Source organism: Streptococcus nakanonensis (assembly GCF_059738785.1).
Genome location: NZ_AP027139.1, coordinates 1,003,342 through 1,019,467 on the forward strand (window position 1 = coordinate 1,003,342; position 16,126 = coordinate 1,019,467).

The window sequence follows — 16,126 nt, forward strand, 5'->3', positions numbered from 1 at the left end:
TCTTTACACAGCCCTAAATTGGCCCTTAAAACTGAAAATCTCTTTTCAAAGAATTCCCAAATGCTCTCCAGTCCCATTTTAGAGTGACTCAGGGGGCTTTTTTTGATATAATAAAAAGGACTGTTATCAGTTAGAAAGAGGTTGGTATGAAAGAATTACAAACTGTACTTAAAAACCATTTTGCAATCGAATTTGCAGACAAAAAGTTACTGGAGACTGCCTTTACTCATACGAGTTATGCCAATGAGCACCGCCTCTTAAAAATTTCACACAATGAGCGCTTGGAATTTTTAGGAGACGCTGTTCTACAGTTATTGATTTCAGAATATCTGTATAAAAAATATCCTAAAAAGCCTGAGGGTGATTTGTCTAAACTCCGTGCCATGATTGTTCGCGAGGAGAGTTTGGCTGGTTTTGCGCGTGATTGCCAGTTTGATCAGTTTATCAAGCTGGGTAAGGGGGAAGAAAAGTCTGGTGGTCGCAATCGTGACACTATTCTTGGTGATGCCTTTGAAGCCTTTCTCGGTGCCCTCCTTTTGGACAAGGATGTGGCCAAGGTCAAGGAATTTATCTATCAAGTCATGATTCCTAAGGTTGAAGCAGGCGAATTTGAGATGATTACAGACTACAAAACCCATCTCCAAGAGTTACTTCAAGTCAATGGGGATGTGGCTATCCGTTATCAGGTGATTTCTGAAACGGGACCTGCCCATGATAAGGTCTTTGATGTAGAAGTTCTTGTTGAAGGCAAGAGCATTGGTCAAGGTCAAGGTCGTTCTAAGAAATTAGCAGAGCAGGAAGCTGCCAAAAATGCCGTTGAGAAAGGGCTGGATTCATGTATTTAAAGGAAATCGAAATTCAGGGATTCAAGTCTTTTGCTGATAAGACCAAGGTCGTCTTTGACCAAGGTGTGACGGCAGTTGTTGGACCCAATGGATCTGGAAAGTCAAATATTACAGAAAGTCTGCGTTGGGCTTTGGGGGAGTCAAGTGTTAAGAGTCTCCGTGGCGGCAAGATGCCGGATGTCATTTTTGCTGGAACTGAAAGTCGCAAACCGCTCAATTATGCTTCTGTAGTTGTGACTCTGGATAATCATGACGGATTTATCAAGGACGCAGGTCAAGAAATCAGGGTAGAACGCCATATCTATCGTAGTGGAGATAGCGAATACAAAATTGACAGCAAGAAAGTCCGTCTGCGTGATATTCATGATCTTTTCTTGGATACAGGTTTGGGACGAGATTCCTTCTCCATCATTTCTCAAGGAAAGGTTGAGGAGATTTTTAATTCCAAGCCCGAAGAACGCCGAGCTATTTTTGAAGAAGCTGCAGGTGTTTTGAAATACAAGACTCGCAGAAAAGAAACTGAGAGTAAACTACAACAAACTCAGGATAATCTAGACCGCTTAGAGGACATTATCTACGAGTTGGATAATCAAATCAAGCCTCTTGAGAAGCAAGCTGAGAATGCCCGTAAGTTTTTAGACTTGGAAGGTCAACGCAAGGCTATTTATTTAGACGTGCTGGTTGCTCAAATCAAGGAAAATAAGGCTGAATTAGAGTTGACAGAAGAAGAGTTGGCTCAGGTTCAGGAACTATTGACGAGCTACTACCAGAAGCGTGAAAAATTAGAAGAAGAAAACCAAACTCTTAAAAAGCAACGCCAAGATTTGCAGGCTGAAATGGCCAAAGATCAGGGCAGTTTGATGGACTTGACCAGTCTGATTAGTGATTTAGAGAGAAAATTAGCCCTATCTAAACTAGAATCTGAGCAAGTAGCCCTCAATCAACAAGAAGCACAAGCTCGTTTGGCTGCTTTGGAGGATAAGAGAAATTCACTCAGCAAAGAAAAATCTGATAAGGAAAGCTCTTTAGCACTTTTAGAGGAAAATCTAGTCCAAAATAATCAAAAACTCAATCGTTTAGAAGCTGAATTGCTGGCTTTTTCAGATGATCCTGATCAGATGATTGAGCTATTACGTGAACGCTTTGTATCCCTTTTACAAGAAGAAGTGGATGTCTCAAACCAGTTGACCCGTATCGAAAACGAGTTGGAAAATAGTCGTCAGCTTTCTCAAAAACAAGCAGATCAATTAGAAAAGCTGAAAGAACAGCTGGCTACAGCTAAAGAAAAGGCAAGCCAGCAAAGGAATGAGCTTGAAACTGCCAAGGAGCATGTTCAGAAATTATTGGCCGACTACCAAGCTATTGCCAAGGACCAAGAGGAGCAGAAAACTTCCTATCAAGCTCAACAAAGCCAACTATTTGACCATTTGGATAATCTCAAAAATAAGCAGGCGAGAGCTCAGAGTTTGGAAAATATCCTGAGAAATCATAGTAACTTTTATGCAGGTGTTAAGAGTGTTCTCCAAGAGAAAGATCGCCTTGGTGGGATTATTGGGGCAGTCAGTGAGCATCTGACCTTTGATGTGCATTATCAAACAGCCCTAGAGATTGCGCTTGGAGCCAGTAGTCAGCATATTATTGTGGAAGATGAGAACGCGGCGACTAAGGCTATTGATTTCCTCAAACGAAACAGAGCCGGTCGTGCAACTTTCCTTCCTTTGACAACGATCAAGGCGCGTACGATTTCTAGTCAGAACCAAGATGCTATTGCTGCAAGTCCGGGATTTTTGGGCATGGCAGATGAGTTAGTGACATTCGATACTAGACTGGAAGGCATTTTCAAGAACTTGCTAGCTACGACGGCTATCTTTGATACCGTAGAACATGCGCGTGCAGCAGCTCGCCAGGTTCGTTATCAGGTCCGTATGGTGACATTGGACGGTACAGAGTTGCGCACAGGTGGTTCCTATGCAGGTGGAGCCAATCGTCAGAACAACAGCATCTTCATCAAGCCAGAACTGGAGCAATTACAAAAAGAAATTGCTAAAGAGGAAGCAAGTCTGCGTTCAGAAGAGTCGACTTTGAAGACCTTACAAGACCAGATGGCTAGATTGACCGAATCATTAGAAACCATCAAATCTCAAGGAGAGCAGGCTCGTATTCAGGAGCAGGGCTTGTCCCTAGCTTATCAGCAGACCAGTCAGCAAGTTGAAGAGCTAGAAACTCTTTGGAAACTCCAAGAAGAGGAATTAGATCGTCTTTCTGAAGGAGATTGGCAAGCAGATAAGGAAAAATGCCAAGAGCACCTTGCTACTATTGCCAGTGATAAGCAAAATCTGGAAGCTGAGATTGAAGAGATCAAGTCTAACAAAAATGCCATCCAAGAACGTTATCAGAACTTGCAGGAAGAGCTAGCACAAGCTCGCTTGCTTAAGACAGAACTGCAAGGGCAAAAACGTTATGAAGTTGCTGATATTGAACGTTTAGGCAAGGAATTGGATAATCTGAATATCGAACAAGATGAAATCCAGCGCCTTCTCCAAGAAAAAGTTGACAATCTTGAGAAAGTTGATACAGAGCTTCTAGCCCAGCAGGCCGAAGAAGCCAAAACTCAGAAAACGAACCTCCAACAAGGTTTAATTCGCAAGCAGTTTGAGTTGGATGATATAGAAGGTCAACTGGATGATATTGCTAGTCATTTGGATCAGGCTCGCCAACAGAATGAGGAGTGGATTCGCAAGCAAACTCGTGCTGAAGCCAAGAAAGAAAAGGTCAGCGAGCGCTTGCGCCATCTACAAAGTCAATTAACAGACCAGTATCAGATTAGCTATACTGAAGCACTAGAAAAGGCGCATGAGTTGGAAAACCTCAATTTGGCAGAGCAAGAGGTGCAGGATTTAGAGAAGGCTATTCGCTCACTGGGTCCTGTCAACTTGGATGCTATTGAACAGTACGAAGAAGTTCACAGCCGTCTGGATTTCCTCAATAGCCAGCGAGATGACATTTTGTCAGCGAAAAATCTGCTCCTTGAGACCATTACAGAGATGAATGATGAGGTCAAGGAACGCTTTAAATCAACCTTTGAAGCTATTCGTGAGTCCTTTAAAGTGACCTTCAAACAGATGTTTGGCGGAGGTCAGGCAGACCTCATTTTGACTGAGGGCGACCTTTTAACAGCTGGTGTTGAGATTTCTGTCCAACCACCAGGTAAGAAAATCCAGTCGCTTAACCTTATGAGTGGTGGTGAAAAAGCCCTATCGGCTCTAGCTTTGCTTTTCTCTATCATTCGAGTTAAGACTATCCCATTTGTCATCTTGGATGAGGTGGAAGCTGCGCTGGATGAAGCTAATGTTAAACGTTTTGGGGATTACCTCAATCGATTTGACAAGGACAGCCAGTTTATCGTTGTGACCCACCGTAAGGGAACCATGGCAGCGGCTGATTCTATCTATGGAGTGACCATGCAAGAATCAGGTGTCTCAAAAATTGTTTCGGTTAAGTTAAAAGATTTAGAAAGTATTGAAGGATGACAATTAAACTAGTAGCAACAGATATGGATGGAACTTTTCTAGATGGGAATGGGCGCTTTGATATGGACCGCCTCAAGTCTCTCTTGGTTTCCTACAAGGAAAAAGGGATTTACTTTGCAGTGGCTTCGGGTCGGGGATTTCTGTCCTTAGAAAAATTATTTGCAGATGTTCGTGAGGATATTATTTTTATCGCGGAAAATGGCAGTTTGGTAGAATATCGAGGTCAAGACTTGTATGAAGCGACTATGTCTCGTGAGTTTTATCTGACAACTTTTGAAAAGCTGAAAACGTCACCTTATGTAGATATCAATAAACTGCTCTTGACGGGGAAAAAAGGATCTTATGTTCTAGATACGGTTGATGAGACCTATTTGAAAGTGAGTCAGCACTATAATGAAAATATCCAAAAAGTAGCGAGTCTGGAAGATATTACAGATGACATTTTCAAATTTACAACCAACTTCACAGAAGAAACGCTGGAAGCTGGGGAAGCTTGGGTCAATGAACATGTTCCTGGTGTTAAGGCCATGACAACTGGCTTTGAATCCATTGATATTGTTCTGGACTATGTCGATAAGGGAGTGGCCATTGTTGAATTAGCTAAAAAACTTGGCATCAAAATGGGTCAGGTTATGGCTTTTGGAGACAATCTAAATGATTTGCACATGATGCAGGTTGTGGGACATCCTGTAGCTCCTGAAAATGCACGACCTGAAATTTTAGAATTAGCAGAGACAGTGATTGGTCACCATAAGGACCAGTCGGTTATAGCTTATATGGAGGGCTTATAATGGCAGATATAAAATTGATCGCATTGGACTTGGACGGGACCTTGCTGACTACTGATAAAAGGCTGACGGATCGTACCAAGGCAACCTTGAAAGCTGCGCGTGATCGTGGTATCAAGGTCGTATTGACAACTGGTCGTCCCTTAAAAGCTATGGATTTCTTTCTCCATGAGCTAGGGACTGACGGCCATGAAGATGAGTATACGATTACTTTTAATGGTGGTTTGGTTCAGAAAAATACAGGTGAAATCCTTGATAAGACAGTCTTTTCATATGATGATGTGGCACGCTTGTATGAAGAAACAGAGAAATTATCACTGCCTCTTGATGCCATCTCAGAAGGAACTGTTTATCAAATTCAATCGGACCAAGAAAGTCTTTATGCCAAATTCAATCCAGCATTGACTTTTGTTCCAGTGGACTTTGAAGACCTATCTAGTCAAATGACTTACAATAAATGTGTGACTGCCTTTGCTCAAGAACCCTTGGATGCAGCTATTCAGAAGATTTCTCCAGAATTGTTTGACCAATATGAAATCTTCAAATCACGTGAGATGTTATTAGAGTGGTCTCCTAAAAATGTCCATAAAGCAACAGGTTTAACAAAACTAATCAGCCATCTTGGAATCGACCAAAGCCAAGTGATGGCCTGTGGAGATGAGGCCAATGACCTTTCTATGATTGAATGGGCAGGGCTCGGTGTTGCCATGCAAAACGCTGTTCCTGAAGTCAAGGCGGTTGCAAATGTGGTGACTCCAATGACCAATGATGAAGAGGCTGTTGCCTGGGCTATCGAAGAATATGTGCTAAAGGAGAACTAAGATATGGGATTATTTGACCGTCTTTTCGGAAAAAAAGAAGAACCTAAAATCGAAGAAGTTGTAAAAGAAGCTCTGGAAAATCTTGATTTGTCTGAAGATAATGAGCTTGCTCTTGCAGAAAATGAGGGAGTTCCTCAAGAAGAAGCAGAGGTTGAAATTGTTGAACAAGCTCTGCTCCAAGAAGAGGAAATCCAAGACACAGTTGAAGAAAGTCAGGATTCAGAGCCAACTGTAGTAGTTTTTCAAGAAGAAGTCGAAGAATTGCCAAACTCACAAGAAGTCACAGAGGAAGAGAATTCTGAGCTACTAGAGACTGTAGAAGAAAATAATTTTGAAGTGCTTGAACCAGAAAGGCCTCAAGCAGAAGAAACTGTTCAGGAAAAATATGACCGTAGTCTCAAGAAAACTCGTACAGGCTTCGGAGTTCGCTTGAATGCCTTCTTTGCTAACTTCCGCTCTGTTGACGAAGAATTTTTCGAGGAACTGGAAGAACTGCTGATTATGAGTGACGTTGGTGTCCAAGTCGCTTCTAACTTAACAGAGGAGCTACGTTACGAAGCCAAGCTTGAAAACGCCAAGAAACCTGACGCACTACGCCGTGTGATCATTGAGAAATTGGTTGAGCTTTATGAAAAGGATGGAAACTATGATGAAAGTATCCACTTCCAAAATGGCTTGACAGTCATGCTCTTTGTCGGTGTTAATGGTGTTGGGAAAACAACTTCTATCGGAAAACTAGCCCACCGCTACAAACAAGCAGGTAAGAAGGTCATGTTGGTTGCGGCAGATACCTTCCGTGCGGGCGCAGTAGCCCAGCTTGCTGAATGGGGTCGTCGTGTTGACGTTCCAGTTGTAACTGGACCTGAAAAAGCTGACCCAGCCAGTGTAGTCTTTGATGGAATGGAACGTGCCGTATCTGAAGGTATCGATATTCTTATGATTGACACCGCTGGTCGTCTGCAAAATAAGGATAACCTCATGGCTGAGCTAGAAAAGATTGGTCGTATCATCAAACGTGTTGTGCCAGAGGCGCCGCATGAAACCTTCTTGGCTCTTGATGCATCAACAGGTCAAAATGCCCTGGTACAGGCCAAAGAATTTTCAAAAATCACGCCATTAACTGGAATTGTCTTGACTAAGATTGATGGAACTGCTCGTGGTGGTGTAGTATTAGCCATCCGTGAAGAACTCAATATTCCAGTTAAGTTGATTGGTTTTGGTGAAAAAATCGATGATATTGGAGAGTTTAACTCAGAAAACTTTATGAAAGGTCTCTTGGAAGGCTTAATCTAATCAGAAACAAAAATCCTGCAAGCTACAAACTTGCAGGAATTTTTGTTATTCTAAACGACCATCTTGACGATAGGCGATATCTGGTTGCCAAGTCCATTTGGCATCGAATTTTTCAAGTAAGTCAAAGCTTGCTTGAGGTCCCATACTTCCAGCTTTATAGTCATGAAGTGGGGCACCATTTTCAGCCCAGAGCTCTTCGATACGGTCAATCAATTTCCATGATGCCCCAACTTCATCCCAGTGGCTAAAGTTAGTTGAGTTATTATTTAGGACATCATAAATCAATTTCTCGTATGGTTCTGGAGAAGCACCAGTTGCGGTTGCATCTGTACGGTAATCAAGTGAGTTAGGGGCCAAGTTAAATTCTTCTCCTACCTGCTTCCCATTTAGACTGAGAGAGAATCCTTCTGTTGGTTGGATATAGATGGTCAAAATATTTGGAGCAAGTGGCTCACCAAAGATAGAGTCCATTTGTTTAAAGACGATGTTGACATGAGTTCCTTTTTCGGTCAGACGTTTACCAGTACGGAAGAAGAAAGGAACACCGCGGAAACGATCGCTGTCAACAAAGAAGGCACCAGATGCGAAGGTTTCAGTTGTAGATTCTGGATTCACATTTGGCTCGCTACGATAAGAGATGTATTTCATGCCATCAATCTTACCAGAACGATATTGACCACGGATAAAGTGTTCTTTAAGTTCTTCATCAGTTGGATGATAGAGGTTTTTAAAGACCTTAATCTTTTCAGCACGGATCTCATCTTTTGTGAAGCTTGCTGGCTTGTCCATGGCAAGAAGGGAAAGGAGTTGTAGAGTGTGGTTTTGTACCATGTCACGGAGGGCACCAGATTCATCATAATAGCCACCACGTTCTTCTACGCCTAAGCGCTCCGCAAAGGTAATTTGAACATTGTCGATAAAGTCTTTGTTCCAAACGTTTTCAAAAATCAAGTTTGCAAAGCGAACTGCAAAGATGCTTTGGATCATTTCCTTACCAAGATAATGGTCGATACGGAAAATTTGTTCTTCGTCAAATGTTGCTAGGAGCTCGTCATTCAACTTGCTTGCGCTTGCGTAATCTGTACCAAATGGTTTTTCAACGATTAAACGTTCAAAACCTTTACCATCTACAATGTTTTCAGACTTAAGGTGTTTGGCAATGGTTCCAAAGAATTGAGGCGCCATAGACAAGAAGAAGAGCTTGTTGTGTTCAGCTTGGTACTTGTCATTTAGCTCAACCTGCAATTGACGCAAAGCAATGTAGTGCTCCGTATCATTGACATCATGACTTTGATAGTAGAAGTGGCTAGCGAACTCTTGAGCCTGTTCGGTACTATCTGCTAAATCAAGGATCGATTCGACTACAACAGATTCAAAATATTCCTTGCTCCAAGGACGACGGGCAGTTCCAATAACGGCAAAATGTTTGGAAAGATTGCCGGATTTATATAGTCTAAAAAGGGAAGGGTAGAGCTTGCGTTTAGCCAGGTCTCCACTCGCACCGAAAATTGTAACAATAACCTTAGATGACATCTAGCTACCTAATTTCTATTTTTATTCCTAGTCTTGCTAGGTATGAGGAAACCTCATTTCATAAACTTAATTCTAACATAATTTTCCGAAAAATCAAAAATTCCAATACGAGGTAGAAAAAAACTGCAAGGAAATCCTTACAGTTTGCGTTTAAACGTTTAAGACCTTGTCCAAGAAATCTTTCAGACGTGGGTGTTGTGGGTTGTCAAAGATTTGATCAGGTGTCCCATCTTCAAGGAATTCACCGTCCGCAGTAAAGATAACACGGTTGGCAACCTGACGGGCAAATCCCATCTCGTGGGTTACAATGATCATGGTCATGCCTTGTTCAGCCAATTCCTTCATAACGTTCAGTACGTCTCCGACCATCTCAGGGTCAAGGGCAGAAGTTGGTTCATCAAAGAGCATGATGTCTGGATTCATTGCTAGTCCACGAGCGATGGCTACACGTTGTTTTTGACCACCTGATAGGCTATCTGGATTGGCATTAGCTTTATCTGCTAGTCCAACCTTTTCAAGCAACTCCATTCCCAATTTCTCAGCTTCTTCCTTAGTCATCAACTTGTGCTCAATAGGAGCAAAGGTGATGTTGTCCAAAACAGACATGTGTGGGAAGAGGTTGAAGTGTTGGAACACCATTCCGATATTTTCACGGACGTGGTCAACATTAGTTGTTTTTTCAGTTAAGTCATAACCGTTCACAGTGATGTGACCGCTAGTAACTTCTTCCAAAAGATTTAGGCTACGAAGGAAAGTTGACTTACCAGAACCCGAAGGACCGATGATACAAACAACATCTCCTTCATAGAACTTGGTCGTAATTCCTTTTAAAACTTCATTTTTTCCGTAGCTTTTGTGTAAATCATTTACATCAATTTTTAATTTTGCCATTAACGAATCCTCTTTTCTAAGCGTTTCGCTAGTTTAGTCAAAAGTGTGATAATTACAAGATAGAAGATAGCAAGGATTGCATACATCTTGAAACTTTGGTAGTTACGGGCAATGATAATCTTACCAGTTTGGAAGAGTTCAACCAAACCGATAGCAGATACGATGGTTGTATCTTTAAGTGCGATAACGAATTGGTTAACAAAGTTTGGCAACATCAATTTAGTTGCTTGTGGCAAGATAATCTTACGCATAGTTTTTCCATAAGAGATACCCAAGCTTCGACTGGCTTCCATTTGGCCAACTGGAACGGCCTGAATACCACCACGAACGATTTCAGCGATATAAGCGGCTGCATTGAGAGAAAGGGCAATAGTACCAGCTACAAAGTCGTTAATTGGACTTTGTTGGCCTGTAATAGACTCGATGAAGTTTGGAATTCCCCAGAAGATGAAGGCTGCAAGAATCATCAATGGAATACCTCGAATAACGTCAACGAAAATCTCAGAAATCACACGAAGAGATTTGTAGGGGCTAACGCTAAACATACCGAAGATAATCCCGATAACAATAGCAATAGCAAATGAGATAAGAGCTAGAGCAAGAGTGATACCAAGACCGCTAAGGAGTTGTTTGTAGTTGTTTTGAAGCAAGCCCCAGATAGTTGTTTCGTCAACAGTGCTTGTTGAAGTAGTTGAAGATTCGCTAGCTAGGTATTTGTCAAGAATCTTTTGGAATTCTCCGTTTGCTTTAAGGTTTGCAAGTCCGTTATTGAACATTTCAATCAATTCTGGATTTGCTCCTTTTTTAACAGCAAAGGCTGTTTCACCGATTGGAGTTCCAGCGATTGGTGTCTTCAATTTTTGTCCTTGGCTGATAGAATATTTGAGAACAGGCTCATCATCCATAACGGCATCAATGGCACCAGTGTTTAAACTGTCATACATTGACGAACCATCAGCGAAGGTTTTGATTTTGTAGCCGTATTTGCTTTGATTTTCTGTTAGGAAGGTTTGAGAAGCAGTTCCGTTTTTAACACCAACTGTCTTCCCTTTCAAATCTTCATAAGAAGCAATGGTACTTGATTCTTTGACACCAAGGATAGTATTAGCAGTGTAGTATGATTCTGAGAAGTCAAAAGTTGCCTTACGAGCATCTGTGACAGACATACCAGCAATGATACCATCAGCTTGTCCAGCTTGAACAGCACTGATAGCGGCATCGAAACCAGGGTTGGTGATTTCAATTTCAAAACCTTGGTCTTTAGCGATTGCCTTAATCAATTCCATATCAATACCAGTGTATTGGTTACTTGAGTTTTGGAAAACAAAAGGTGCAAAAGAAGAATCGCTGGCAATGATATATTTAGCCTTAACGGGAATAGCTTTTAAGCCTGCAAGAGTAGTTGTAGTTGGCACTGCTGAAGACGATGAAGCAGTCCATTTTTTGATGATTTTATCAAGGCTACCATCTTTTTTCATTTCAGCTAAGGCTTGGTTAAATTCAGTAACCAGATGCTCGTATTTGCTTCCTTTTTTCACACCGAAAGCAAAGCTACCTACAGCTTCACCATCCATTTCAATATGAAGGTCTTGACCTTGGTTAATGGCATACTCGATAACAGGTTTGTCATCCATCATAGCATCAATGGCACCAGCACTCAAGCTGTTGTTCATCAAATCACTAGTGTCAAATGTTTTAATAGTAAAGCCGTATTTATCTTTAATCGTTTCTAGGAAACGTTGAGCAGCTGTTCCGTTTTTAACACCAACGGTTTTGCCAGTTAATTGGTCATATTTACTAATCTTATGTGATTTTGTAGTAGCAATGACAACTTTTGTATCATAGTAAGTATCAGACATGGTGAAGACTTTTTCACGTTCTTTCGTCTTTGTCATCCCTGCCATGATGGCATCAGCTTGCCCAGCTTGAACCGCATTGACCGCTGCATCAAATCCAGGATAGGACATCTGAATATTCCATCCTTTAATCTCTGCGACTTTGTTAATAATGTCAACATCAATTCCTTTATAAGTTTGATCTGAATCTTTAAACTCAAAAGGTGCATAGGCGGTATCAGAAACAATCTTAATCGTTTCAGCTTTTGCAATACCTAATGAGAAAATTGGGAATAAAATTAGCAAAAATGCTAGAAATTTTTTCTTCATTTTTAGTCTCCTTTTCCGAATATTTTCCCATTATATCAGAAAAAGTAAAAAAAGGCAAATTTTTATATTTCTGTGTTAGAAAATATAACATCCATAATTCTTGTTTTGTCTTGAATCACACAACAGAAGTGCTATAATAAAGGTATATCATATAGTAAAAGAGGATAAAGTTATGAAAGACAAAAGAATCTTAAAAGACTTTGAAACTTCTAAAATGAGTTTAAACATTTACACAAGCCCCTTGTTAGCTTTATTTTTCGTCTATATATCTGAGTTCATATCTTCTCTATTTTTTGGCCTTAGTTTTTTAGCATTGATCGGGCTATTTAGCAATCTTGGTATGGGTGGTCAAAGAATTGCAGATTTCCTTCAAATGTTATTTCAGAATTTATCTGATAAATCAAGTGACATCCATTTGATATTTGAATTACTGTCCTTTGGTTTTATCATCTTAACTGTGTTTAGATGGACTAGAAAAGTAGAGAAAAGACCTATTCGAACTTTAGGATTTTATAAAGAAAATTTCCTCAGCAATCTTCTTAAAGGGTTTGGTATAGGTCTGGCACTTTTTCTTCTGACCTTGTTAGGTTTAGTAGCCTTAGGACAATATCGTTTGGAGTCCATTCACTTGAATCCTTATTCGCTAGCCTTTGTCATTTTTACCATTCCATTTTGGATTTTACAGGGGACAACAGAAGAAGTGGTGGCCCGTACTTGGCTCCTTCCTCAATTGGCCTCAAGAACTAATCTAAAACTAGCTGTTCTTATATCTAGCCTGTTCTTTACCTTACTTCATTTAGGAAATTCAGGCATAACTTTCTTATCTGCAATTGATCTCTTTTTATTCGGAGTTGCCATGTCCCTATATCTTCTTAAAACAGATACTATATGGGGTATAGGTGGTATTCATGGAGCTTGGAATTTCGCACAGGGCAACCTCTTTGGAGTATTAGTTAGTGGTCAGTCTTCAGGAACCTCAATCATGAAATTTACTCCACAAGGCAATCAAGACTGGCTATCTGGTGGGTCTTTTGGTATTGAGGGTTCCATCATGTCCAGTATTATTTTGTTTCTGCTGATTGTCTATCTCGCTTATCAATTAAAGAAAGAAAATGAAAGGATGTGACTTAGGTCCGTCCTTTTCTTCGTGAAAATGATACAAGTATGCTAAAATAGGAATAGCATATCGAGAGAGGATTCTTATGATTAACCGCATTACAGATAATCAATTTAAACTAGTATCAAAATATCAACCATCAGGAGACCAACCTCAAGCTATCGAACAGTTGGTAGATAATATCGAGGGGGGAGAAAAAGCTCAGATTCTGATGGGGGCGACTGGTACAGGGAAGACCTATACCATGAGTCAGGTCATTTCCAAAGTCAATAAACCCACTCTGGTCATCGCCCATAATAAGACTCTGGCAGGACAGCTATATGGGGAGTTTAAAGAATTTTTCCCTGAGAATGCTGTTGAGTATTTTGTTTCCTACTATGATTATTACCAACCAGAGGCCTATGTCCCTTCTAGTGATACCTATATTGAAAAGGACAGCTCTGTCAATGACGAGATTGACAAGCTCCGCCACTCAGCGACTTCGGCTCTTTTGGAGCGTAATGATGTCATTGTTGTGGCCTCAGTCTCTTGTATCTATGGTTTGGGTTCGCCAAAGGAATATGCTGACAGCGTCGTGAGTCTGCGTCCAGGTCTGGAAATTTCTCGTGATAAACTCTTGAATGACTTGGTCGATATTCAGTTTGAGCGAAACGACATTGATTTCCAACGCGGAAGATTCCGTGTGCGTGGGGATGTGGTGGAGATTTTTCCAGCTTCCCGTGATGAGCATGCCTTTCGAGTAGAGTTCTTCGGAGATGAGATTGATCGTATCCGCGAAGTGGAGGCTTTGACAGGTCAAGTCCTTGGTGAAGTGGATCATTTGGCGATTTTCCCAGCCACTCACTTTGTGACCAATGACGACCATATGGAAGTGGCCATTGCTAAGATCCAGGCTGAATTGGAGGAGCAGTTAGCTATCTTTGAAAAAGAAGGCAAATTACTTGAAGCCCAGCGTTTAAAACAGCGGACAGAGTATGATATTGAGATGCTACGTGAGATGGGTTATACAAATGGGGTTGAGAACTACTCACGCCACATGGATGGACGGAGCGAAGGAGAGCCACCTTACACCTTGTTGGATTTCTTCCCAGATGATTTCTTGATCATGATTGACGAGAGTCACATGACTATGGGGCAGATCAAGGGTATGTACAATGGTGACCGTTCGCGTAAGGAAATGCTGGTTAATTATGGTTTCCGTTTACCGTCCGCCTTGGACAATCGACCTCTCCGTCGTGAAGAGTTTGAAAGCCATGTGCATCAGATTGTTTACGTTTCAGCGACACCAGGCGACTATGAAAATGAACAGACCGAGACAGTGATTGAGCAAATCATTCGTCCGACAGGTCTTTTAGATCCAGAGGTGGAAGTCCGTCCGACTATGGGACAGATTGATGACCTCCTAGGCGAAATCAATGCCCGTGTTGAAAAGAATGAACGAACCTTTATTACCACCTTGACCAAGAAGATGGCAGAAGACTTAACCGACTACTTCAAAGAAATGGGTATCAAAGTCAAGTACATGCACTCGGATATCAAGACCTTGGAGCGGACGGAGATTATCCGTGACCTGCGCTTGGGAGTCTTTGACGTCTTAGTAGGGATTAACCTCCTCCGTGAAGGGATTGACGTTCCTGAGGTAAGCTTAGTTGCCATTCTCGATGCTGATAAGGAAGGCTTCCTTCGTAATGAACGTGGACTCATCCAGACTATTGGCCGTGCTGCCCGTAACAGTGAAGGTCATGTCATTATGTATGCGGACACTGTGACCCAGTCTATGCAACGTGCCATCGATGAAACTGCCCGCCGTCGCAAAATACAAATGGCTTATAATGAAGAACATGGTATCGTACCACAAACAATCAAGAAAGAAATCCGTGATCTGATTGCCGTGACCAAAGCAGTTGCCAAGGAAGAGGACAAGGAAGTCGATATCAATAGCCTCAACAAACAAGAACGCAAAGAACTAGTCAAGAAACTGGAAAAACAAATGCAAGAAGCCGTTGAAGTGCTTGACTTTGAACTAGCAGCTCAGATCCGAGATATGATGCTGGAAGTCAAGGCGTTGTATTAAGGAGAAGAAAACAAATGACGGTTATTATCAAATCAATGGAAACTCCTGAAGAGATAGAAGATAAATCCCTCGTTCACTGGCAAACGTGGAGAGAGGCTTATGATAACCTTTTGCCTGCAGAATTTCAGGAGACAATGACATTAGAAAGATGCCGATTCTTTAGTCAAAAGTATCCAGAAAATACATTGATTGCGATGGATGGCGTGAAGGTGGTTGGTTTTATCAGTTATGGCAATTTTCGTGATGAGACTATTCAAGATGGTGAAATTATTGCTTTATATGTTTTAAAAGACTATTATGGAAAAGGTATCGCACAAAAGTTAATGAAAGCAGCTTTGACTGCTCTTAATCATTTTTCTGAAATTTTCTTATGGGTATTGAAAGATAACAAGCGCGCCATTGCTTTCTATCAAAAAATGGGTTTTACTTTTGATGGACAAGAAAAAATACTTGAACTTGGAAAGCCTATAAAGGAAAAACGAATGGTGTTCTATTCTAAATAATTTTAAAAAAGTAAAAGATAATATCTCTGGTAGTAAGTCTGAAAATTTAATAAATTAGAAAGCGAGAAAATATGTCCCGTTCCCAATTAACGATTTTAACAAATATTTGTCTGATTGAAGACCTAGAAACTCAGCGCGTGGTAATGCAGTATCGCTCTCCTGAAACTAATCGCTGGTCAGGTTATGCCTTTCCAGGAGGCCATGTAGAAAACGGCGAGGCTTTTGCGGAGTCTGTCATTCGTGAAATATATGAAGAAACAGGGTTGACTATCCAAAATCCTCAACTTGTCGGCATTAAAAATTGGCCACTAGATACAGGTGGGCGCTATATTGTCGTTTGTTATAAGGCAACTGAGTTCTCTGGTACTCTTCGCTCTTCAGATGAGGGAGAAGTTTCTTGGGTGCAAAAAGACCAGATTCCAAACTTGGATCTGGCCTATGATATGCTACCCTTGATGGAGATGATGGAAGATCCTGACAAGTCAGAGTTTTTCTACCCTCGCCGTACAGAAGATGATTGGGAGAAAGAAATTTTTTAGTTCTATGATTAGTTGATAGGTGTTATC

12 protein-coding genes are annotated in these 16,126 nt (G+C 41.1%); 9 read left to right on the plus strand and 3 right to left on the minus strand.

Going from position 1 to position 16,126, the window contains the following annotated elements; genetic code table 11:
• The first annotated feature begins 146 nt into the window (after positions 1-146).
• Genes rnc through ftsY form a run of 5 tightly spaced genes read left to right on the plus strand, consistent with a single transcriptional unit; the run spans position 147 to position 7,277 of the window.
• Positions 147-845, plus strand: coding sequence for a ribonuclease III (rnc, locus tag AC6I9F_RS04895; protein WP_000661480.1), 699 nt, complete (start codon positions 147-149; stop codon positions 843-845).
• Entirely contained in the window at positions 836-4,375 is a 3,540-nt protein-coding gene (smc, locus tag AC6I9F_RS04900; RefSeq protein WP_164226209.1) for a chromosome segregation protein SMC, read from the plus strand. The genes rnc and smc overlap by 10 nt, the downstream gene beginning before the upstream one ends.
• On the plus strand, positions 4,372-5,166 hold the full coding sequence (locus AC6I9F_RS04905) for a Cof-type HAD-IIB family hydrolase (protein WP_498023114.1): 795 nt from the start codon (positions 4,372-4,374) through the stop codon (positions 5,164-5,166). Before smc ends, AC6I9F_RS04905 begins: the two co-directional genes overlap by 4 nt.
• Entirely contained in the window at positions 5,166-5,984 is an 819-nt protein-coding gene (locus tag AC6I9F_RS04910; protein WP_498023115.1) for a Cof-type HAD-IIB family hydrolase, read from the plus strand. Before AC6I9F_RS04905 ends, AC6I9F_RS04910 begins: the two co-directional genes overlap by 1 nt.
• Before the next feature lie 3 nt (positions 5,985-5,987).
• Positions 5,988-7,277 (plus strand): signal recognition particle-docking protein FtsY, encoded by a 1,290-nt coding sequence (gene ftsY / locus AC6I9F_RS04915; protein ID WP_498023117.1) that lies wholly within the window; start codon positions 5,988-5,990, stop codon positions 7,275-7,277.
• A gap of 45 nt (positions 7,278-7,322) precedes the next feature.
• On the opposite strand, the gene zwf is transcribed toward ftsY, so the two are convergent.
• The 3 genes from zwf to AC6I9F_RS04930 all read right to left on the minus strand — a co-directional run bounded on the left by zwf (position 7,323) and on the right by AC6I9F_RS04930 (position 11,866).
• Positions 7,323-8,810: a glucose-6-phosphate dehydrogenase gene (zwf, locus tag AC6I9F_RS04920; RefSeq protein ID WP_498023119.1), complete on the minus strand. Its 1,488-nt coding sequence runs from the start codon at positions 8,808-8,810 to the stop codon at positions 7,323-7,325.
• Positions 8,811-8,960: 150 nt separating this feature from the next.
• Positions 8,961-9,701, minus strand: a complete 741-nt coding sequence (locus tag AC6I9F_RS04925; protein WP_084887071.1) for an amino acid ABC transporter ATP-binding protein — start codon at positions 9,699-9,701, stop codon at positions 8,961-8,963.
• Positions 9,701-11,866 (minus strand): ABC transporter substrate-binding protein/permease, encoded by a 2,166-nt coding sequence (locus AC6I9F_RS04930; protein WP_498023122.1) that lies wholly within the window; start codon positions 11,864-11,866, stop codon positions 9,701-9,703. The genes AC6I9F_RS04925 and AC6I9F_RS04930 overlap by 1 nt, the downstream gene beginning before the upstream one ends.
• Positions 11,867-12,038: 172 nt before the next feature.
• Here AC6I9F_RS04930 and AC6I9F_RS04935 point away from each other — a divergent pair, with 172 nt between their 5' ends.
• The 4 genes from AC6I9F_RS04935 (at position 12,039) to AC6I9F_RS04950 (ending at position 16,099) form a co-directional block, all read left to right on the plus strand.
• Positions 12,039-12,992: a CPBP family intramembrane glutamic endopeptidase gene (locus tag AC6I9F_RS04935; RefSeq protein WP_498023124.1), complete on the plus strand. Its 954-nt coding sequence runs from the start codon at positions 12,039-12,041 to the stop codon at positions 12,990-12,992.
• 76 nt (positions 12,993-13,068) lie between these two features.
• On the plus strand, positions 13,069-15,057 hold the full coding sequence (gene uvrB, locus AC6I9F_RS04940) for an excinuclease ABC subunit UvrB (RefSeq protein ID WP_498023126.1): 1,989 nt from the start codon (positions 13,069-13,071) through the stop codon (positions 15,055-15,057).
• Between the two features lie 14 nt (positions 15,058-15,071).
• The gene (locus AC6I9F_RS04945; protein ID WP_498023128.1) at positions 15,072-15,560 is read left to right on the plus strand and encodes a GNAT family N-acetyltransferase; all 489 of its coding nucleotides are present in this window, start codon (positions 15,072-15,074) and stop codon (positions 15,558-15,560) included.
• Positions 15,561-15,631: 71 nt separating this feature from the next.
• Positions 15,632-16,099 (plus strand): 8-oxo-dGTP diphosphatase, encoded by a 468-nt coding sequence (locus AC6I9F_RS04950; RefSeq protein ID WP_498023130.1) that lies wholly within the window; start codon positions 15,632-15,634, stop codon positions 16,097-16,099.
• Positions 16,100-16,126: the final 27 nt, after the last annotated feature.

What these genes read in the sequence shown, in the direction of transcription:
- zwf (WP_498023119.1), bottom strand. Translation starts at nt 8,810, where the DNA reads ATGTCATCTAAGGTTATTGTTACAATTTTCGGTGCGAGTGGAGACCTG.
- uvrB (WP_498023126.1), top strand. Translation starts at nt 13,069, where the DNA reads ATGATTAACCGCATTACAGATAATCAATTTAAACTAGTATCAAAATAT.
- rnc (WP_000661480.1), top strand. Translation starts at nt 147, where the DNA reads ATGAAAGAATTACAAACTGTACTTAAAAACCATTTTGCAATCGAATTT.
- AC6I9F_RS04945 (WP_498023128.1), top strand. Translation starts at nt 15,072, where the DNA reads ATGACGGTTATTATCAAATCAATGGAAACTCCTGAAGAGATAGAAGAT.
- AC6I9F_RS04910 (WP_498023115.1), top strand. Translation starts at nt 5,166, where the DNA reads ATGGCAGATATAAAATTGATCGCATTGGACTTGGACGGGACCTTGCTG.
- AC6I9F_RS04935 (WP_498023124.1), top strand. Translation starts at nt 12,039, where the DNA reads ATGAAAGACAAAAGAATCTTAAAAGACTTTGAAACTTCTAAAATGAGT.
- ftsY (WP_498023117.1), top strand. Translation starts at nt 5,988, where the DNA reads ATGGGATTATTTGACCGTCTTTTCGGAAAAAAAGAAGAACCTAAAATC.
- AC6I9F_RS04930 (WP_498023122.1), bottom strand. Translation starts at nt 11,866, where the DNA reads ATGAAGAAAAAATTTCTAGCATTTTTGCTAATTTTATTCCCAATTTTC.
- smc (WP_164226209.1), top strand. Translation starts at nt 836, where the DNA reads ATGTATTTAAAGGAAATCGAAATTCAGGGATTCAAGTCTTTTGCTGAT.
- AC6I9F_RS04925 (WP_084887071.1), bottom strand. Translation starts at nt 9,701, where the DNA reads ATGGCAAAATTAAAAATTGATGTAAATGATTTACACAAAAGCTACGGA.
- AC6I9F_RS04950 (WP_498023130.1), top strand. Translation starts at nt 15,632, where the DNA reads ATGTCCCGTTCCCAATTAACGATTTTAACAAATATTTGTCTGATTGAA.
- AC6I9F_RS04905 (WP_498023114.1), top strand. Translation starts at nt 4,372, where the DNA reads ATGACAATTAAACTAGTAGCAACAGATATGGATGGAACTTTTCTAGAT.